The organism is Streptomyces sp. NPDC093598, assembly GCF_044764825.1.
In the GTDB taxonomy this organism is placed as follows: Bacteria; Actinomycetota; Actinomycetes; order Streptomycetales; family Streptomycetaceae; genus Streptomyces.
Window position 1 is genome coordinate 146,056 of the sequence record NZ_JBIWIV010000010.1, and the last position, 16,243, is coordinate 162,298.

At 68.9% G+C, this 16,243-nt stretch carries 22 protein-coding genes; 21 read left to right on the forward strand and 1 reads right to left on the reverse strand.

The window, feature by feature from the left end; genetic code table 11:
* Positions 1–6: 6 nt before the first annotated feature.
* The 21 genes from ACIRDU_RS26655 to ACIRDU_RS26755 all read left to right on the forward strand — a co-directional run bounded on the left by ACIRDU_RS26655 (position 7) and on the right by ACIRDU_RS26755 (position 15,899).
* A complete protein-coding gene (locus ACIRDU_RS26655; RefSeq protein WP_403583563.1) occupies positions 7–264 on the forward strand; it encodes a hypothetical protein in 258 nt (85 codons plus the stop codon).
* 121 nt (positions 265–385) lie between these two features.
* On the forward strand, positions 386–610 hold the full coding sequence (locus ACIRDU_RS26660) for a helix-turn-helix domain-containing protein (protein WP_403583565.1): 225 nt from the start codon (positions 386–388) through the stop codon (positions 608–610).
* A gap of 145 nt (positions 611–755) precedes the next feature.
* Positions 756–2,705, forward strand: coding sequence for a polysaccharide deacetylase family protein (locus ACIRDU_RS26665; RefSeq protein ID WP_403583567.1), 1,950 nt, complete (start codon positions 756–758; stop codon positions 2,703–2,705).
* Positions 2,706–2,715: 10 nt separating this feature from the next.
* Positions 2,716–3,102 carry a hypothetical protein gene (locus ACIRDU_RS26670; RefSeq protein WP_403583570.1) on the forward strand — a complete coding sequence of 129 codons (387 nt, stop codon included), beginning with the start codon at positions 2,716–2,718 and terminating at the stop codon, positions 3,100–3,102.
* 12 nt (positions 3,103–3,114) lie between these two features.
* A complete protein-coding gene (locus tag ACIRDU_RS26675; RefSeq protein WP_403583573.1) occupies positions 3,115–4,230 on the forward strand; it encodes a hypothetical protein in 1,116 nt (371 codons plus the stop codon).
* Entirely contained in the window at positions 4,227–5,414 is a 1,188-nt protein-coding gene (locus ACIRDU_RS26680; protein WP_403583574.1) for a hypothetical protein, read from the forward strand. The genes ACIRDU_RS26675 and ACIRDU_RS26680 overlap by 4 nt, the downstream gene beginning before the upstream one ends.
* A gap of 34 nt (positions 5,415–5,448) precedes the next feature.
* Positions 5,449–5,658 (forward strand): hypothetical protein, encoded by a 210-nt coding sequence (locus tag ACIRDU_RS26685; protein ID WP_403583576.1) that lies wholly within the window; start codon positions 5,449–5,451, stop codon positions 5,656–5,658.
* Positions 5,655–5,936, forward strand: a complete 282-nt coding sequence (locus ACIRDU_RS26690; RefSeq protein WP_403583579.1) for a hypothetical protein — start codon at positions 5,655–5,657, stop codon at positions 5,934–5,936. Before ACIRDU_RS26685 ends, ACIRDU_RS26690 begins: the two co-directional genes overlap by 4 nt.
* A gap of 9 nt (positions 5,937–5,945) precedes the next feature.
* Positions 5,946–6,491 carry a class I SAM-dependent methyltransferase gene (locus tag ACIRDU_RS26695; protein WP_403583581.1) on the forward strand — a complete coding sequence of 182 codons (546 nt, stop codon included), beginning with the start codon at positions 5,946–5,948 and terminating at the stop codon, positions 6,489–6,491.
* Positions 6,492–6,775: 284 nt separating this feature from the next.
* Complete coding sequence (locus ACIRDU_RS26700) at positions 6,776–6,976, forward strand: hypothetical protein (protein WP_403583584.1); 201 nt, start codon at positions 6,776–6,778, stop codon at positions 6,974–6,976.
* 6 nt (positions 6,977–6,982) lie between these two features.
* Positions 6,983–7,207, forward strand: coding sequence for a hypothetical protein (locus tag ACIRDU_RS26705; RefSeq protein ID WP_403583586.1), 225 nt, complete (start codon positions 6,983–6,985; stop codon positions 7,205–7,207).
* Between the two features lie 531 nt (positions 7,208–7,738).
* Positions 7,739–8,071 carry an HNH endonuclease gene (locus ACIRDU_RS26710; RefSeq protein WP_403583830.1) on the forward strand — a complete coding sequence of 111 codons (333 nt, stop codon included), beginning with the start codon at positions 7,739–7,741 and terminating at the stop codon, positions 8,069–8,071.
* Positions 8,072–8,176: 105 nt separating this feature from the next.
* Positions 8,177–8,656, forward strand: coding sequence for a hypothetical protein (locus tag ACIRDU_RS26715; RefSeq protein ID WP_356615666.1), 480 nt, complete (start codon positions 8,177–8,179; stop codon positions 8,654–8,656).
* Positions 8,657–8,869: 213 nt separating this feature from the next.
* Complete coding sequence (locus ACIRDU_RS26720; RefSeq protein ID WP_403583589.1) at positions 8,870–10,273, forward strand: terminase TerL endonuclease subunit; 1,404 nt, start codon at positions 8,870–8,872, stop codon at positions 10,271–10,273.
* On the forward strand, positions 10,270–11,700 hold the full coding sequence (locus ACIRDU_RS26725) for a phage portal protein (protein ID WP_403583590.1): 1,431 nt from the start codon (positions 10,270–10,272) through the stop codon (positions 11,698–11,700). Before ACIRDU_RS26720 ends, ACIRDU_RS26725 begins: the two co-directional genes overlap by 4 nt.
* On the forward strand, positions 11,678–12,451 hold the full coding sequence (locus ACIRDU_RS26730; RefSeq protein ID WP_403583593.1) for a hypothetical protein: 774 nt from the start codon (positions 11,678–11,680) through the stop codon (positions 12,449–12,451). Before ACIRDU_RS26725 ends, ACIRDU_RS26730 begins: the two co-directional genes overlap by 23 nt.
* A gap of 59 nt (positions 12,452–12,510) precedes the next feature.
* On the forward strand, positions 12,511–13,107 hold the full coding sequence (locus ACIRDU_RS26735) for a hypothetical protein (protein ID WP_403583596.1): 597 nt from the start codon (positions 12,511–12,513) through the stop codon (positions 13,105–13,107).
* 15 nt (positions 13,108–13,122) lie between these two features.
* Positions 13,123–14,085 (forward strand): phage major capsid protein, encoded by a 963-nt coding sequence (locus ACIRDU_RS26740; RefSeq protein WP_403583598.1) that lies wholly within the window; start codon positions 13,123–13,125, stop codon positions 14,083–14,085.
* A 68-nt stretch (positions 14,086–14,153) separates the two neighbouring features.
* Positions 14,154–15,110 (forward strand): glycosyltransferase family 4 protein, encoded by a 957-nt coding sequence (locus tag ACIRDU_RS26745; protein ID WP_403583833.1) that lies wholly within the window; start codon positions 14,154–14,156, stop codon positions 15,108–15,110.
* A gap of 9 nt (positions 15,111–15,119) precedes the next feature.
* Positions 15,120–15,536 carry a hypothetical protein gene (locus ACIRDU_RS26750; RefSeq protein WP_403583601.1) on the forward strand — a complete coding sequence of 139 codons (417 nt, stop codon included), beginning with the start codon at positions 15,120–15,122 and terminating at the stop codon, positions 15,534–15,536.
* On the forward strand, positions 15,537–15,899 hold the full coding sequence (locus ACIRDU_RS26755; RefSeq protein WP_403583604.1) for a hypothetical protein: 363 nt from the start codon (positions 15,537–15,539) through the stop codon (positions 15,897–15,899).
* Here the strand turns inward: ACIRDU_RS26755 and ACIRDU_RS26760 are convergent.
* Positions 15,896–16,219 (reverse strand): DUF4429 domain-containing protein, encoded by a 324-nt coding sequence (locus tag ACIRDU_RS26760; protein WP_403583607.1) that lies wholly within the window; start codon positions 16,217–16,219, stop codon positions 15,896–15,898. The genes ACIRDU_RS26755 and ACIRDU_RS26760 overlap by 4 nt on opposite strands.
* Positions 16,220–16,243: the final 24 nt, after the last annotated feature.

The following is a 16,243-nucleotide window of genomic DNA, read 5'->3' on the forward strand; positions in this document are numbered from 1 at the left end:
GGACGCATGAAGCCGCGCAAGGGCAAGCCGATGGTCTCCCGCCCCTACGTCCCCGGCCAGGTGTCGGAGCCGTCGGCGAGCCAGCATGCGATCGTGCGGCGCCTCGGGCCCGGCGGCCTGTGGAGCCCCGCCTTCGAGGAGATCATGCGGGCCGCCGACGAGGTGGCCGCCGAACTCGGTAAGAAGCCCGACGAGCTCACCGACGCCGAAGCAGACCGGGCCATAGCGCTCGGCAAGCAGCGCCATGCTGAGAGCGCCACTTAGGGATCTACTTGCAAAACTCTCTGACCTGCTGTAACACTGAGTGCAGGCAGAACCTCTATGCCTCAGAAACCACGTGAACCCCCGTCGTCTCGGCGGGGGTTTCCGCATGTCAGGGGGTGTCATGACGAGCCTTCACGACCTCTACCCGCGCGACCTACTCGACAACAAGCAGGCCGCCGAATACGCGGGGGTCGCCCCCTCGACCATCCGGCAATGGGTGCACCGCGGCCTCCTCGAACCCGCCATGCGCGGCGAGGGCAGAGGGGCGCCGACGCTGTACAACCGGCCCGACCTCGACGAGGTGAAGCGGATCCTCGCCGAACGCGAAGCCGCCCGCGCCGCCTGATCGTCCCGCAGTTCGTGCCGGTCCCGCGGACGGCGGGGCCCAACCGTCTGGGAGGTTGTCGATGCCGCTGCCTCCCGGACTCTCCACCGTCACGGTCACCGGCACCTACCTCCACCCCGACGGCACGGCCTACTCCGGCCGGCTGGTGTTCCGGCCCGAGCCGGAGGTGCTCACGTCGGCGGTGCACGGCACGCTCGTCATCGGCGACGTCGAGGTCGTCCTCGACAACAACGGCCATTTCACCGTCAGCCTGCTCGCCACGGACGATCCAGATGTGACGCCGGCCGGGTGGACGTACCGGGTGACGGAACGCTGGTACGACACGCCGGGCCGCTCCTACCCGCTGTCTCTGCCAGCCGCGGCTCCGACCGTGGACATCGCCGATGTGGTGCCGACCGCGCCGGCCGAGGGCGAGTACGTCGTCGTCACCGGCCCGGCTGGACCCGCTGGAGCGCAAGGCCCGAAGGGTGACCCGGGCGATCCGGCGACGAACCTGGTCCAGTCCGTCAACGGCGAGCAGGGCGCAGTGTCGCTCAGCGCCGCCGACGTCGACGCCGACCCGGCCGGGACGGCTACGACCGCCGTCTCCGCGCACGTGGCCGCAGCCGATCCGCACGGTGACCGCTCCTGGGCAGACAGTAAGTTCGCGCTCGGCAGCACGGTCGCGGCGATCGACGGCTACCTGAACGACGCCCTCAACCGGGTCTCGGCGATCGAATTGGGCACCGCTTGGCTGTCCGGGCTGAATGTGTCGGGCCACGCGCAGGTGTCCGGTCGGCTGACGGCCGACGGGTTCACGCTGCCGATGCTGCCGCGTGCGACCCGGGCGCCGCGTCACCGCGAGGCGACCTGGCGGCAGATCTTCGCGTCGGGGCACGGCTGGACGGCATCCGGCTCCGGTGTGGCGTCGTCGAACGTCAACGACACGGCGACGTTCATCCGAGGCTCGCAGTCGTTCCAGATGGTCACGACGGGCACTGGGGCGGTCGCGAACATCCGCCGCTACGGCGCGACAGCGTTCGACCTGACCGGCAAGGCGATCCGGTTGACGTTCCGCGTCGCGGACGTGAGCCGCATCAACCAGATCAACTTCTTGGTCGGCACTTCGTCGCTCGCCAACTCGTACAGCTGGCGCGTCTTTACGCACGCCACGACGGCGCAGAACCAAGTGCAATCGGGGGAGTGGGTGACCGTCACCCTCCAGTGGTCCGGCGTCCGCTCGCCGACCGGCACGTTCACCGTCGGCCCGACCGGCGTGCCGTCCAACACGGGTTCGCTGACCGACATGGCGTTCCAGGTCGTCGACAAGGGCGGCAGCGCACCGGCCACCGTGAACCTGCAGAGTGTCGAGATCATCGACGGCACCGTCGCGACCTTCCCCAACGGGGCCGTGTCGATCACGTTCGATGACTGCTACTCGTCGCAGTACGCCCTCGCCCGGCCCAAGATGGACGCGCTCGGCTACCGCGGCACGATCTACACGATCGCCGACGTCATCGACAGCAGCGGCACCTACCTCACTACCGCCAACCTGCGGGCCATGCAGGACGCCGGCTGGGACATTGCCGGGCACGCTTACACGGTGGCCGCGCACAACGCCAAATACACGACCTTGAGCACGCAGGCCGTGCTGGATGAGCTGCGGAACCTCCGCGCCTGGATGGTCGCCCGCGGCTTCCCGTCCGAGCACTTCGCTTATCCGGGCGGCTGGTTCGGCCCCACCACCGACGGGGATCCGATCGACCAGCTGGTGGCCCGCTACTTCTCGACGGGCCGCGGTATCAGCTCGGCCGACAACGCGTCCGAGACGCATCCGCCCGGGCAGGCGTTCCGCATGCGGTCGATCAGCGGTATCGGCTCGCTGGCTGGCGGGGCCAGTCCCGCTAACCCGACCACGATGCTCGCCGCTGGCGGGGCGCTGGATCGGACGGCGTCGACCGGGGCGTGGACGCTCCTTACCTTCCACGAGATCGTCAGCGGCACTGCGGCCACGACGAACCAGTGCAGCGTGACGGACTTCAACTCGATCATGGACGGGATCCAGACCCGCGGCATCAAGGTCCTCCCGGTCTCCGACATCTACCGCTACGACTGACGGAGGCGCCATGGCCGACAACCTCAGCAACACCGCGGAGAACCTGGCGCTCGACTGGGTCCTCGGCGTCGGCACACCGACCCGGCCCACCACCCCGCTGAAGGTCGCGCTCGTCACGGCGAACGGCACGGACACGGCGGCGGGTACAGAGGTCACCGGCGGTTCCTACGCACGGCAGAACCTCGCGGTGGCCGCCGCGGTCGGCGGGGCCACCAGCAACTCGGCCGACCTGGTCTTCACAGGCATGCCAGCCGCAACGGTGGTTGGCGTGGAGATCTGGGACTCGGCGGGCACCCCGGTGCGGCTCTGGTACGGGCCGCTCACCGCTTCGCGCACCGTCTCGGCGGGGGATGAACTGGTGCTCACCGCAGGATCCCTGACGCTCGCCCTGGCCTGATCGGAGGCCCGCATGCCGAGCCTCTCGACCTTGATCGATAATTTCAACGCGGGGTCGTTGGGCCCCGAGTGGGGAAACTCCTACGGCGGCACGGCGGTCGTCAGTGGGCGGGCCCGGGTGCCGTGCACCACCGGATACGCGGGCTGCCAGACCGCATACGCGTGGACCCTGGCCGGCGCCTCCCTCTTCGTGCAGGTGCCGACCGCACCAGCAGCGGGCGGGGCGGCCGTCGAGGCGTACTTTGCGGTCACCGTCCAAGGCGCCACCGCGGGCACGAGGGTCGGCTTCAGCATGAACGCCGTCAGCGGCCTCCTGCGCTGCGTGTCCGAGACGGACTACTGGGACGATGCAGCCGTCGAGCTCACTTACGATCCGGTCGCGCACCTGTTCCTGCGGCTCGCCGAGGACGGCACCAACCTCACGTGGGCGACCAGCCCGGACGGCACGACGTGGACGACCAGGCGCACCCTCGCCACCCCCGCGTGGATCGACACCGATGCGGAAGCGTGCGCGCTCGACATGAGCGCCCACCGCGACTCCGGAACCGCCGACTACGCCGAATTCGACCTGGTCAACACGCTCTCCAACGGGGCCGTGTGGACCGCATCGGCGGACCTGTCCGCGCAGACCACGCTCGGATCCGTCGCGCTCGTCTCGGCCAGCGCCGCAGCCGCACTGAGCGCCGACGGCAGCCTCACCGCGGCGCCCGTCCTGTCCACGCACGCAGCAGCCGCCCTGTCCGGCGAGGCGACACTCACCGCCGACGCCGCGTCCAGTGAAATCCCGGAGGTGGCTGGCTTGGCCGCAGGCATCTTCGACCTCCACATCGAACAAGGCGCCACCTACGTACAGAACTTCCGCGCGGTCGACGGCCCCGGCTTCACCTGGGACGGCTGGACGGCGCGCTCCCAGATCCGATCAGCGGCAGCCTCCGACAACGGGGACCTGCTGCTCGACCTCACCCCCTACCTGGCGATCATCGGGGACACGGTGCGGCTCGCCATCCCGGCCAGCGTCACCGAACCCCTCACCCGCAACGGCCTGTGGGACCTAGAGATGGTCAGCGGCGGCACCGTCGTGCGGCTGCTGCAGGGCCGCGTGGTCATGTCGCTGGAGGTGACCCGGTGAGGATCGAAGTCACCGGCGAAGCCTTCGACGACGCCATCGAGGTCACCACCGGCCAGCAGGCCCGTATTGTTGAGGTGTCCGCCGGGCTCGTCTCGTCTGTCAACGGCCGCACCGGTGGTGTTGAGCTCACCGCGGAGATCGTCGGCGCCGACCCGGCAGGCTCCGCAGCAACCGCGCAGGCAGCGGCCATCAGCACAGCGGCGGCCGACGCCACCGCCAAGGTCGACGCGCACATTGCCGCCACCGACCCGCACGGTGATCGCGCCTACGCCGCCGCCACATTCCTTCCCCTCGCCGGCGGCACGCTCGCCGGGGGCCTGTTCGCCGACCTTGGTGTCCGGGTCCTCTTCGCGAAGACCACCTCGACCACGCAGCATGCCGGGACCTTCTACCAGGCGGGCACGTCGGGCGCGCACGTGTCCGCGCTCAACGTCGTCTCCGACAATCCGCAAGGCTCGGCGTTCCAGCTGTCCGGCACGGAGACCGCGCTCGGCACTGCGAAGATCAGCCATTTGAACCCGGGCCCCGACGCCACCTCCGACGCGGGCGCAGCGGCCCTCAGCCTGGACCTGAAGCGCAACGGCAAGGGCGGCACGGCCGCGCAGGGCATCTTCGTCACCGCGACCGAAGGCGCCACCACCGGCAACCTCATCGTGCTCCGCAACAACGGCCGCGACGACTTCGTCGTCAAAGGCACCGGCCGCGCGGGCGTCGGCATGGACATCGGCGAAGCGCCCGAAGCGTCACTCGAGGTGAAGCAGCCCGACACCACCACGCCCGGTCTCGTCGTCACTGGTATCGCGTCCACCACCTCGCCGCTGTTCCAGACGAAGACGTCGGCAGGCACCGCGACGCTGGAGGTCGGCAGCAGCGGGGCGATCGTGCACCGGGCCGTCAGCTTCTACACCAACAGCCTCCAGCTCGGCTCGACGAGCAGCGACCTTGGCGGTTCGGGGGGCTCGGTCATCAGCATGAAGGACGCCACCACGGCGCCCACGACGAACCCGACCGGCGGGGTCATCGCCTACTCGCAGGGCGGTGTGTTTAAGGTCCGCTCGGCGGCCGGCGTGGTCTTCGACACCACGCGGCGCACCGTGACCGGCAGCCGAGGCGGCAACGCCGCTCTGGCTTCGCTCCTCACGCAGCTCGCCACGATCGGGCTCATCACCGACAGCACCACCTAACCCGCATCCCGAAAGGCCCGCGCCCATGGCCCGCTTGCAGATCCTCGAACTGCCCACCGAGCATCACGGCGACGACATGATCACGCCGTTTGTCCTCGTCATCGACGAAGTCGACACTGACCCGGACGGGCAAGTGATGATGAAGGCCGCCGACTGGGAGGCCACGCGAGAGCGCCTCGGCGCCAGGGCGATCCTCATCTTCGAGGAGACCGTCACGATCCCGGCCAACGAGGTGTCGCCGTGAGCGACGAGCCTGAGACCGACCGCTTCACCTCGCACGTCACCACCGCCTGCGCCGCGCTCCACACCGACGGCGAGGGCAACGTCGTTCCGTGCCCCGGCTACCCGCACACCGAGGACCAGCAGCCCGAGACCGACCCGCTCGCCGAAGCCCGCAGCCTCCTCGCTGAGCACGAGCGGCAGCAGGACGAAGCCTGCCGCGCCGAACTCGAAGCCGTGCTCGCCAAGTACGGGCGCAAGCTGCAGATCACGCAACCGCAGATCACCATCGTCCCGATGTAGGAGACCGCCATGCCCACCAGCATTGCCGAGGGCAAGGACTGGTCCCTCCGCCTCTTCGTGCAGCACCAGCCGGACACCGTGTGCGACGTCGGCCCGGGCGAAGGCACCTACGCCAAGCTGTTCCGGCCCGCACATCACGGCGTGTGGTGGACCGCCATCGAGATCTACAAGCCGTACATCCGGCGCTACGGACTGAAGAACACGGCCAAGCGCAAGGAAATGTACGACGAGGTCCACACCCTCGACGCCCGCGTCGCACCCGACCACCTCTTCCACCGGGACCTCGTCATCTTCGGCGACGTCCTGGAGCACATGGCCTGGGGAGACGCGGGCGACCTCCTGCGCAAGGCCGAGGCGGCCGGGGCGTGGAACATCCTCGTCAGCCTGCCGATCGTCGAAGCGCCGCAAGGTGAAGTCGACGGCAACCCGCACGAGGAGCACGTCCACCACTGGGACGCCGACGACATGGACTCCGTCCTCGCCGAACTCGGCGGGAACGTCCAGCCGATGCGTGGCGACACGCTCGGCGTGTGGTGGTGGAGCCGACGCGCATGAGCGGGGGATGGGTCGGGTCTGATCGGAAGCGGCGCCTGCCGAGCGGATGGGACCGCATACGCGCTGCCGTGCTCGAACGGGATCCCACGTGCAAGATTTGCGGCCAGCGCCCCTCGACCCAGGTCGATCACGTCAAACCCAAGACGGATGACCACAGCCACCTGCAAGGCGTCTGCTACCCGTGCCACAAGAGGAAGAGCAGCAGTGAAGGGGGCACAGCCGCTGCAGCCAGCCGGCAGGGTCGGACGCGACCGAGCGAGCCGCATCCTGGACTGAGGTGACACATGGCCGTCTACGTCATCGTGCACCCTCGGGATCAGCACAAGGACGACGTCCGTCTCGAAGACCCCGCACTGACCCTCTCCTTCGAATCCGGGTGGGCTGTCTTCCGGGACGAGGAAGGCGTCTGCTTCGCCGTCCCGTCTGGGCAAGAAGCCCACATTGAGCGGGTAGACGTACAGGAGCCCGCGCCGCACGAGGAGTGATCCACTGTGGCAAGGAGCAAAGGCGGCAACGCCTCCACGCTCAAGCGGTACTGGGGCCAAGGCCGAGGTGCGGCCAAGATCAGGTGGGGCTCGCCCGGCGACTACACCAGGTGTACGGAGCAGTTGCACAAGTACCTCGGCGCCCGGGCGAAGGGCTACTGCGCCCGCCTCCACCGCGAACGAACCGGCGTCTGGCCCGGCGACCGCCGCAACGTCGGCCGGCGTCGGTGAACCCGGCCACTGTCAGTGGCAGTTGAGACGATAGAACCCCGGCGAGTGCGCTAACACTCCCGGGGTCACGGCCGACCCTGAGACGACAGGACCGACATGCCCGAGGCTACACGCGCCTGCCCATACTGCAGCGCCCCGATGACCAACCCCCGCCGCGTTCAATGCGGGGCGCCCGAATGTAAGAGGCAGTACCGCAACGATCGGCAGCGCGACTTCCAGCTCCGGTACAAGGAAGAGCACGGCGCCTACCACACCCGTCAGTACGACCGACCCCGCGTCAAGGCGTATCCGATCACGTGCGCACAGTGCGGCAACGCGGCAACAGTCACCAAGGCCGAGGCCAAGTACTGCTCGCACGCGTGCTTCTACGACGCACGCTACGGAGATCAGCGGCCTCGTGAGAATGCCCGAGAAGCTGGACGGTTGAGGCGACGCACCAGGGTTCTCGCACGCCTTGAGCGAGCGGCGGCCGGCGTGCGGGGCAAGGGCGTATGGACCGTAGGCAGGTGCGGTTCATGCGGCGCTGGGTTCATGCGTCACTCGTTCGGCACGCCAGTTGCGTACTGCTCTACTGCATGCCGACGCAGGGAGAGGCTGACGCTACGACGTGCGCTACAGCACGACCTGGATGCGGGCACGGTGTCACGCATCGCCATCTACCAGCGTGACGGCTGGACATGCCACATATGCGGTGACCCTGTAGACCGTGATGCTGTCGTACCTGACCTTGCAGCACCAGTCCTTGATCACGTTGTGCCGCTGGCGCGAGGTGGAACGCACGACGAGGGCAACCTCAAGACGGCCCACTTCTACTGCAACAGCGTCAAGCGTGATCTTGCCGACGGCTGGTCTGCGGCAGCCTGACCTGGGGGAAGATCCCTCCCGGTGATCTTTCCGGATCGGAGCCGTGTACGCGCCGTCTGTGGCTACGGGACTGGGAACTTTGGATCTTGAAGGGTGGTGGTCCGTATGGCCGGCCGCGGCCCGCAGCCGAAGGACCCGGGGCGCCGGGCGCGCGCCAACAAAGATCCGCACCCGCAGACGCTGCTGCGTTTCGAGCAGGCCGAGCCGCCGGAGTTGCCGACGCTGCAGGTGATGAAGGACGGCGAGCTCGTCGAGCATCAGTGGCCGGCGCGGACGTTGGACTGGTGGGAGATGTGGAAGGCGTCGCCTCAGGCGGAGCACTTCTCGTCGACTGACTGGGACTTCCTGCTGGATACTGCCGTGGTGCACGCCCGTCTCTGGTCGGGGGAAATGTCCGCGGCAGCCGAGTTGCGGCTGCGGGTGGCGAAGTTCGGTGCCACCCCGGAGGACCGGGCCCGGCTGCGCATGCAGTTCGCCCAGGCCGACGAGGCGGACTCGAAGCGGCCGGCGTCGAGCTCGTCGAAGCAGCGGTATGCGGACCTGAAGGTTCTTCCTGGGGGTGGCGATGCCGTGGCGGGGTCCTAGCTACCCGGGTGAGCTGCCGACCCTGGGCTATGCGGTGCTGGACTGGATGGGCGACATGCTCGCGGCGCCGGACCGGACGGAGTACGAGCCGCTGGTTCTGACGCGTGAGCAGGCGCAGTTCATCTTGAACTTCTACGCGATCGATCCTCGGATGGGGCGGAGGAGGTACCGGCGAGGGGTCTTGTCTCGCCCGAAGGGGTGGGGAAAAGCCCGGTGCTCGCCGCCATTGCCTGCGCTGAGGCGCTGGCCCCGGTCGTCCCGGACGGCTGGGATGCGGACGGCGAGCCTGTAGGGCGTCCGTGGGGTGATCTGCGCACGCCATGGGTCCAGTTGGCGGCGGTGAGCGAGGACCAGACGCGGAACGCGTGGGCTCCGCTGCTGGAGATGCTCCGTGAGGGGCCGGCGATCGATGAGTATCCGGGCCTGGAGCCTCTGGATACCTTCGTGAACTTGCCGAAGGGGCGGATCGAGTTCGTCACCTCGGCGGCCACGTCCCGTGAGGGCAACCGGCCTGTGTTCTGTGTGCTGGACCAGACGGAGGAGTGGCGGCCGTCGAACGGCGGGGTGAAGCTGGCCGCCACCCTGCGCCGCAACCTCGGCAAGACAAACGGCAGCTCCATCGAGTCGCCGAACGCCTACCTTCCGGGCGAGGGCAGTGTGGCGGAGGACTCGGCGGAGTACTGGAAGCGGATCGTCGAAGGCCGGGCCAAGGACGACGGCCTGCTGTACGACCACCGCGAGGCTGACGCCGGTACCGATATGGCGGACCGCGAGTCGCTCCTGGCCGGCCTGCGGTACGTGTACGGGGATTCAGCCGACGTGGCTGGCGGCTGGGTGGATCTGGAGCGCATCGCCTCAGAGGTGTGGGACCCAGCGACCCACCCACAGGACGCCAGGCGCTTCTATCTCAACCAGATCACTCACGCCTCGGACTCGTGGATCTCGCAGCCGGAGTGGGCTGGGGTCGCGGCAGCCGACAAGGTGGTGACCGATGGCGAGGAGATCGTGCTCGGCTTCGACGGTTCGCGGCGCCGCTCTCACGGCGTCACGGATGCGACAGCGCTCGTCGGCTGCCGCGTCAGCGATGGTCACCTCTTCCTGCTGGGTTGCTGGGAGCAGCCGGACGGCCCGTTCGGCGTGGAGTGGCAGGTGCCGACAGTGGAAGTGCTGGCCGCGGTGGAGGACGCGTTCAAGGCGTACCGCGTGGTGGGCATGTACGCGGACCCCGCGAAGTGGGAGTCCCACGTGGCCACGTGGGAGGCCAAGCATGGGCGCCGGTTGAAGGTGAAGGCGACGGCGCAGCATCCGATCGAGTGGTGGATGACGGGTGGCCGGTCGAATCTGATCGTGCGGGCTCTGGAGAAGTTCCGGTCGTCGGTCGTGGACGGTGAGCTGACGCACGACGGTTCGAGCGTACTGACCAGGCACATCCTGAATGCCCGGAGGCGTGAGTCACGGTCGGGCATCCAGATCGCCAAGGAGCACCCGGAGTCGCCTCGCAAGATTGACGCAGCGGTGGCGGCGGTTCTGGCGTGGCAGTGCCGTGTAGACGCGGTCGCCAAGGGGTTGGGCAAGAAGAAGAGGGCCCGATCGGGGAGGGTGGTGGTGCTGCGATGACCGCTGTCATCCCTGAGTTGCCGCTGCTGTCGCTCTCGCCGGAAGAACTGGATCTACTCACCGCCCTGCGCACGGACTTGCTGTCGCAGCGGTTCAAGCTGGAGCTTCTCGACTCCTATTTCAACGGCGAGCAGGTCATTCGCGACCTTGGTATCAGCATCCCGCCGCAGCTGAAGACCCTGCACACGGTGATCGGCTGGCCGCGTATCGGTGTGGAGGCCCTGGAGCAACGGCTCGACCTGGAGGCGTTTCGCTGGGCGGACGGCTCTGGCGCATCGGACTTGGAGGAGATCGCCGAGTCGAACGACCTGTACGACGAGGCGAGCCTGGCGCACCTCGATGCTCTGACCTACGGCCGCGAGTATGTGGCGGTCGGCTCGGGCGAGGGCGACGACCCACCGCTGATCACGTTCGAGTCACCGCTCGACATGACGATGATCTGGGACGCGCGCCTTCGATTGGCCACTGCGGCGCTGCGCGAGTCCGTCGAGGACGGGGTGCAGATCGCGACCCTGTACCTGCCGGACCAGACGGTGTACGCGGCGCAGGTGGAGGGTGGCTGGGAAGTCTTCGACCGGGATGAGCACCGCCTGGGGATCGTGCCGGTGTTGCGGATGGCGAACAGGCAGCGCACTGCGGATCGGGTGGGCAGGTCGGAGATAACGCCCGAGGTCATGTCCATCACGGATGCGGCGTGCCGGCGGCTGATGGGCATTGAGGTAGCCGCAGAGTTCTTCGGGGCCCCGCAGCGGTACATCCTTGGCGCGTCCGAGTCGGCCTTTCAGGACGCGGAGGGTAACGCCAAGTCGGCGTGGGAGACGTACATCGGCCGTGTGCTGGCGTTGGAGCGGGATGAGGACGGCCAGGTCCCGACGGTGGGTGCGTTCACTGCTCACGATCCGTCCGGGCAGACGAAGATCATCGACCTGTATGCGCGGATCATGGCCACCCAGTTGGGCCTGCCGCCGCACATGCTCGGCTATACCAGCGACAACCCGGCGTCGGCGGATGCGATCCGTTCGTCTGAGGCGATGCTGGTGAAGAAGGCCGAGCGGCGTATTCGCCGATTTGGGGCGACGCACCGGGACTACATGCGCCTCGCGTTGTGGTTTCGAGACGGGGAGCCGCCGCCGAAGGAGCGCCGAATCGAGTGCGTGTGGCGCAACCCGGCCACGCCCACGATCGCCGCCCAGACGGACGCCGCGGTGAAGATGGTCCAGGCGGGCATTCTGCCGGCCGACGGGGACGTCGTGCTGGAGATGGCGGGTCTGTCGGAGGATCAGCGGCGCCGAGTGGCGGCCGAGCGCCGCCGCAGCACCAGCAACGCGGCCAGCCGGCAGCTCATGGAGCGCCTGGCGTCCCTGGGCGGAGGCAACGAGCCGCCTCCCGCAGCAGAGGTGACCGGTGGCGACGACGGTTTCGGATAGCGGCGACGAGGCCCGCCGCTATCGGGCGGCGCAGGTCGGCCTTACGCGGCTTCTGGTGCGGGACGTGCGCGGTGTGCGGCGGTTGATCCTGCCGTCGCGACTGCGTGAGAGTGTCCCGGACTGGCTGACCGCGATGAACACCATCGTCGCCCAGTACGCACGGGCCTCGGCCGCCCTGGCAGCGGACTTCTACGACGCCCAGCGGGAAGCGGCCGGCGTGTCAGGCCCGTTCACGGTGCCCGTTGCGGATCCGCCTCCGCCCGAGCAGACGGAGACTTCGCTGCGCTGGGCGACGAAGGATCTGTGGCCCCGGGCCCCGGAGGAGGCCACCCCGGCGCAGCTGCAGCCGTTGGACGTGCGGCTGGCGCAGGCGGAGAAGAAGGCCGAGCAGGTCGCCCAGAAGCTGGTGGCCGATACGGGCCGCGGCACTGTCCGGGAGGCGGTGCGGCAGGACCAGCAGGCCACCGCCTGGGCGCGCTCGGCGGCTCGCGGGGCGTGCGCCTTCTGCAAGATGCTCGCCCTGCGCGGCGCCCTCTACGAGAAGGACACATCCGATTTCCGGGCGCACGACGGCTGTCACTGCGGCGTGGTCCCGGTGTTCAAGGGGCAGCGTTTCGAGCTGTCCCCACACGCCCGCGAGTGGGAGCGCATCTACCGCGAGTACGCGCAGGGCCACTCCGGCGACCAGCTTCGCCTGTTCAGGCGGGCTCTCGCCGAGCACGACAGCAATCCGCTGCCGGGCTCGCACTGACCAAACCCTCTGGCTGCCCTGGTGGCGGCCTTTCTCAGCCCCTGGAGGGCCAACTAGCCATGCCCGAGAACGAGGAGACGGCCGAGCAGGTCGAGACGGAGCCCCAGCAGTCCGAGGCCGCCCCGGAGGCGGAGCAGGACTCGACGGATCCGTGGGCGGATCCCGCCAAGGCCCGCAAGGAGATCGAGAAGCTCCGCAAGGAGTCCGCCGGCTGGCGCACGAAGTACCAGGAGACCAAGCCCCTCGCACAGAAGGCGCAGGAGCTGGAGGATGCCAAAAAGACGGAGCAGGAGCGGCTCACCGAGCAGCTCAGCGTCGCCGAGCAGCGCATCCAGTCCTTCCGGCAGCGCGCGGTCCGATCCGAGGTGAAGGCCCTGGCGGCTGCCGATTTCGCCGACCCGGAAGACGCACACGCGTTCCTCGACCTCACCACCTACGTGGACGACGACGGCGACGTCGACACGGCGGCGATCCAGCAGGACCTGAAGGACCTGCTGAAGCGCAAGCCGCACCTTGCCAAGCCGGCCGACACCTCGCCGCGGGCCCCGAAGGCGGACCGCACGCAGGGCTCCTCGGGCAACGGCAACCGAACCCCCAACGATCCGGCGGCCGTGTTCGCCGACTTCATGACCCAGGGCCTCGCACGGGGCCACTGAGAAAGGTAGCCCCCGATGGCAGCCACGAATCCGATCAAGCTGTCCACCATCGACCCGATCTTCCTTCCGGAGACGCTGGTCGGCCCCATCTTCGAGAAGTCCGTCGAGGGCTCCGCGGTCATGAGCCTGGCCCGGCGGGTGCCGCTGTCGATGACGGCGAACACCGCAGTGCCGGTGCCGCTGGATGTGCCGACCGCAGACTGGGTGTCTGAGGGTGGCCGCAAGCCGCTGAGCTCCGGCGGTGTCGAGGTCAAGCAGATGAGCGGCAAGAAGATCGCCGTTCTCATCCCGGTGTCGATGGAGGTCGCCCAGTCCAACGCGGCCGGCCTGTGGACGCAGCTCCAGCGGGATCTCCCGACGGCGTTCGCCCGGGCCTTCGACATGGCCACGATCCACGGCAAGAACATGAAGGGCGGCACCGGCCCCTTCGCCGACTTCCTGGCCGACACGTCCAAGAGCGTGTCTCTGGGCACTACGGCGCAGAACCAGGGTGGCATCTGGGGCGACTTCGTCGCCGGCATGGAGGAGATCATCGACGACGACTGGGACTACACCGGTACCGTCGCCGACAACCGGCTGAAGCCGAAGCTCCTCGCCGCCACGTCCACCACGGGTGAGCCGCTGTTCGTGGCGACCCGCCAGCCTGGCGCCGGCACCGGTGCGGCTCTGCAGGGTGAGCTGATCGGCGAGCCGATCGCCTACTCCCGCAGCGTCTCGGGCAAGCTGCGCCGCCAGTCCACCTCCGCGGACTCGGGGCTGCGCGCGATCGGCGGCGACTTCTCGCAGGCTGCTTACGGCGTGGGCATGGACATCTCCGTCAAGCTGTCGCGTGAGGCGACGTACATCGACGAGGACGGCGGCGTCCACTCGGCGTTCCAGGAGAACCTGGTGCTGCTCCTGGCGGAGGCGTACTACGGCTTCGTTCTGGGCGACGCCGAGGCGTTCGTCAAGTTCACCGGCACCCCGAGCGGTTCCTGATGGGGGCGGTCCCGGCTTCCGCGCCGGGCGGGACCGCGCCGCTCAGCATCGTGGCCCGCGTGCATGCGATGCCGCCGGAGCACAACGCGGGCGCCGAGCACATGCTCGTGTCCATGCTTCGACCGCTGGTGGAGCGCGGGCACGACGTGTCTGTGTGGCTGTCCCGGTACGGCAAGGCCAGCAAGGTCTACGAGTATCGGGGTATCCGTGTGGTGCCGCTGGAGGCCCGCCTCGACTTTCCCACGGCGGTCCGCAAGGCGCATGTGCTCATCTCGCACCTGGAGTGCGTGCCTCACGCGACCGCCCTGGCGCGCGGCTACAGCAAGCCGGTGGTGGTCCTCTGCCACAACACGCACCGGCCGACCTTCCGGGACGTTGCGGCGGGCGGCACCGCGCTGGCGGTCTACAACAGCCAGTGGATGGGGCGGGAGGCGGAGCTGTTCTTCGCCGAATACCCGAAGGCGGTCCGGCCGGCCGCCAGTCTGATCGTGCGCCCGCCGGTGTTCTCAGACGAGTACGCGACCAGGCCGGGCAAGGCGATCGCGCTGGTCAACTGCAACCCGGAGAAGGGCGGAAAGGTGCTCGAGGCTCTGGCCCGTCGCATGCCGGACCAGCAGTTCCTTGCCGTGAAGGGCGCCTATGGCGAGCAGATCCTCCCCGATCTGCCGAACGTCGAGATCGTCGAGCACGTCCGCGGCGAGGACATGCGGGATCGGGTGTACGGCCGCACGAAGGTGCTGCTGATGCCGTCCTCCTACGAATCCTGGGGGCGGACCGGCGTCGAGGCGCTCGCCTCCGGTATCCCCGTCGTGGCCCACCCCACGCCGGGGCTGTGTGAGTCGCTGGGCGAGGCCGGGGTGTTCGTGGACCGCAACGACGTGACCGGCTACGAGGCGGTGCTGCGCAAGCTGCTCACGCCGGCGGAGTACCGGCTAGCGTCGAAGCGGGCCAAGGCCCGGTCTGCTGAGCTGGATCCGACCGCTGAACTGGCCGCCTGGTGTGACGCCGTGGAGGCCGTGGCCTAGGAGGGCACTGTGGCGTTCGTGGCACCGACAGCGGAGCAGCTCGGCCTGTACCTCGGCCTCGCTGAGATCGACGGTACCCGGGCAGACTTGCTGATCGAACAGGCTGTTGCGCTGTGCGAGACGGTGGTGAAACCGTTGCCGGAGCAGGCCACCGCGGTGGTGCTGTCGGCGGCGGGCCGGGCCTACGTCAATCCGCAGCAGGTGTCCTACGAGACGATCGGCCCCATGTCGGTGCAGCGTCCGTCCGGTTCGGGCGGCCTGTATCTGACGCGGGCCGACAAGGCCGCCCTGAAGAGCGCGGCTGGCCGAGGCGGGGCGTTCACTGTGGACCCGACGCCGACCACGGCGGATCCGTCGCCGACCTACCCGGTCGACGACGGCTACGGGCCGCCGCTGGAGTACGAGCCGGGCTGGGGGTGGGTGTAGGTGCCTGCCCCGTATCCGTTCGGGGAGACGGTGCGGATCCTGCGCACCGGCCCCTCGCCCGGGCGGGATCCCCGTGGGCAGCCGCTGCCAGGCCCGGATGAGTCGTTCGATGTCCCGGGCTGCGTCGTCGCCCCTCGGGAGTCGGCACCGACGGTGGGCGGCTCGGAGCAGCAGGGCCGGGACACGGTCATCGTCGGCTGGACCGTGTACGCCCCTGCCGGGACGCAGATCCGAACCACCGACAAGGCTCGCATCCGCGGTGTGGTCTGCGAGATCACGGGTGAGCCCGGCGACTGGGGCCGCAACCCCTTCACCGGGCTCCGTGGCGTGGTGCAGTTCGCTGCGGACCGGGTGACCGGCTAGCCGCGGGCCTGCTCGACCGCGGCGATCAGCTTCTCGGCGGCGTCGTTGCTCTTGCGCGGGATGGACAGGCTGTAGGGGTCCTCATACGGTGGCCGGCCGCCACCGAAGGAGCCGGTGGGCTTCTCCGGGGCGGGCTGGCTGTCCGGCAGGACGAACTGCACGTAGCCGTGGAACAGCCGGTTGCCCGGCTTGAAGCGGCTGCCGGTCACGTCCGCGGCTCTGATCCGCACCGGTGCCGGCTTCGGCCCGATCGGCGTCTTCGTGATGGTGACCCATTCACCATCGAAGCTGATGCGGCCGAGCACGCCTTTGACGTCCATACGCCCCCCTTGAGTGTGAGGAGT

Bases quoted from the DNA above. Each gene is read 5' to 3' on its own strand.
- ACIRDU_RS26655 (WP_403583563.1), top strand. From the start codon at position 7: ATGAAGCCGCGCAAGGGCAAGCCGATGGTCTCCCGCCCCTACGTCCCC.
- ACIRDU_RS26660 (WP_403583565.1), top strand. From the start codon at position 386: ATGACGAGCCTTCACGACCTCTACCCGCGCGACCTACTCGACAACAAG.
- ACIRDU_RS26670 (WP_403583570.1), top strand. From the start codon at position 2,716: ATGGCCGACAACCTCAGCAACACCGCGGAGAACCTGGCGCTCGACTGG.
- ACIRDU_RS26675 (WP_403583573.1), top strand. From the start codon at position 3,115: ATGCCGAGCCTCTCGACCTTGATCGATAATTTCAACGCGGGGTCGTTG.
- ACIRDU_RS26695 (WP_403583581.1), top strand. From the start codon at position 5,946: ATGCCCACCAGCATTGCCGAGGGCAAGGACTGGTCCCTCCGCCTCTTC.
- ACIRDU_RS26700 (WP_403583584.1), top strand. From the start codon at position 6,776: ATGGCCGTCTACGTCATCGTGCACCCTCGGGATCAGCACAAGGACGAC.
- ACIRDU_RS26710 (WP_403583830.1), top strand. From the start codon at position 7,739: ATGCGTCACTCGTTCGGCACGCCAGTTGCGTACTGCTCTACTGCATGC.
- ACIRDU_RS26715 (WP_356615666.1), top strand. From the start codon at position 8,177: ATGGCCGGCCGCGGCCCGCAGCCGAAGGACCCGGGGCGCCGGGCGCGC.
- ACIRDU_RS26725 (WP_403583590.1), top strand. From the start codon at position 10,270: ATGACCGCTGTCATCCCTGAGTTGCCGCTGCTGTCGCTCTCGCCGGAA.
- ACIRDU_RS26735 (WP_403583596.1), top strand. From the start codon at position 12,511: ATGCCCGAGAACGAGGAGACGGCCGAGCAGGTCGAGACGGAGCCCCAG.
- ACIRDU_RS26740 (WP_403583598.1), top strand. From the start codon at position 13,123: ATGGCAGCCACGAATCCGATCAAGCTGTCCACCATCGACCCGATCTTC.
- ACIRDU_RS26745 (WP_403583833.1), top strand. From the start codon at position 14,154: ATGCCGCCGGAGCACAACGCGGGCGCCGAGCACATGCTCGTGTCCATG.
- ACIRDU_RS26760 (WP_403583607.1), bottom strand. From the start codon at position 16,219: ATGGACGTCAAAGGCGTGCTCGGCCGCATCAGCTTCGATGGTGAATGG.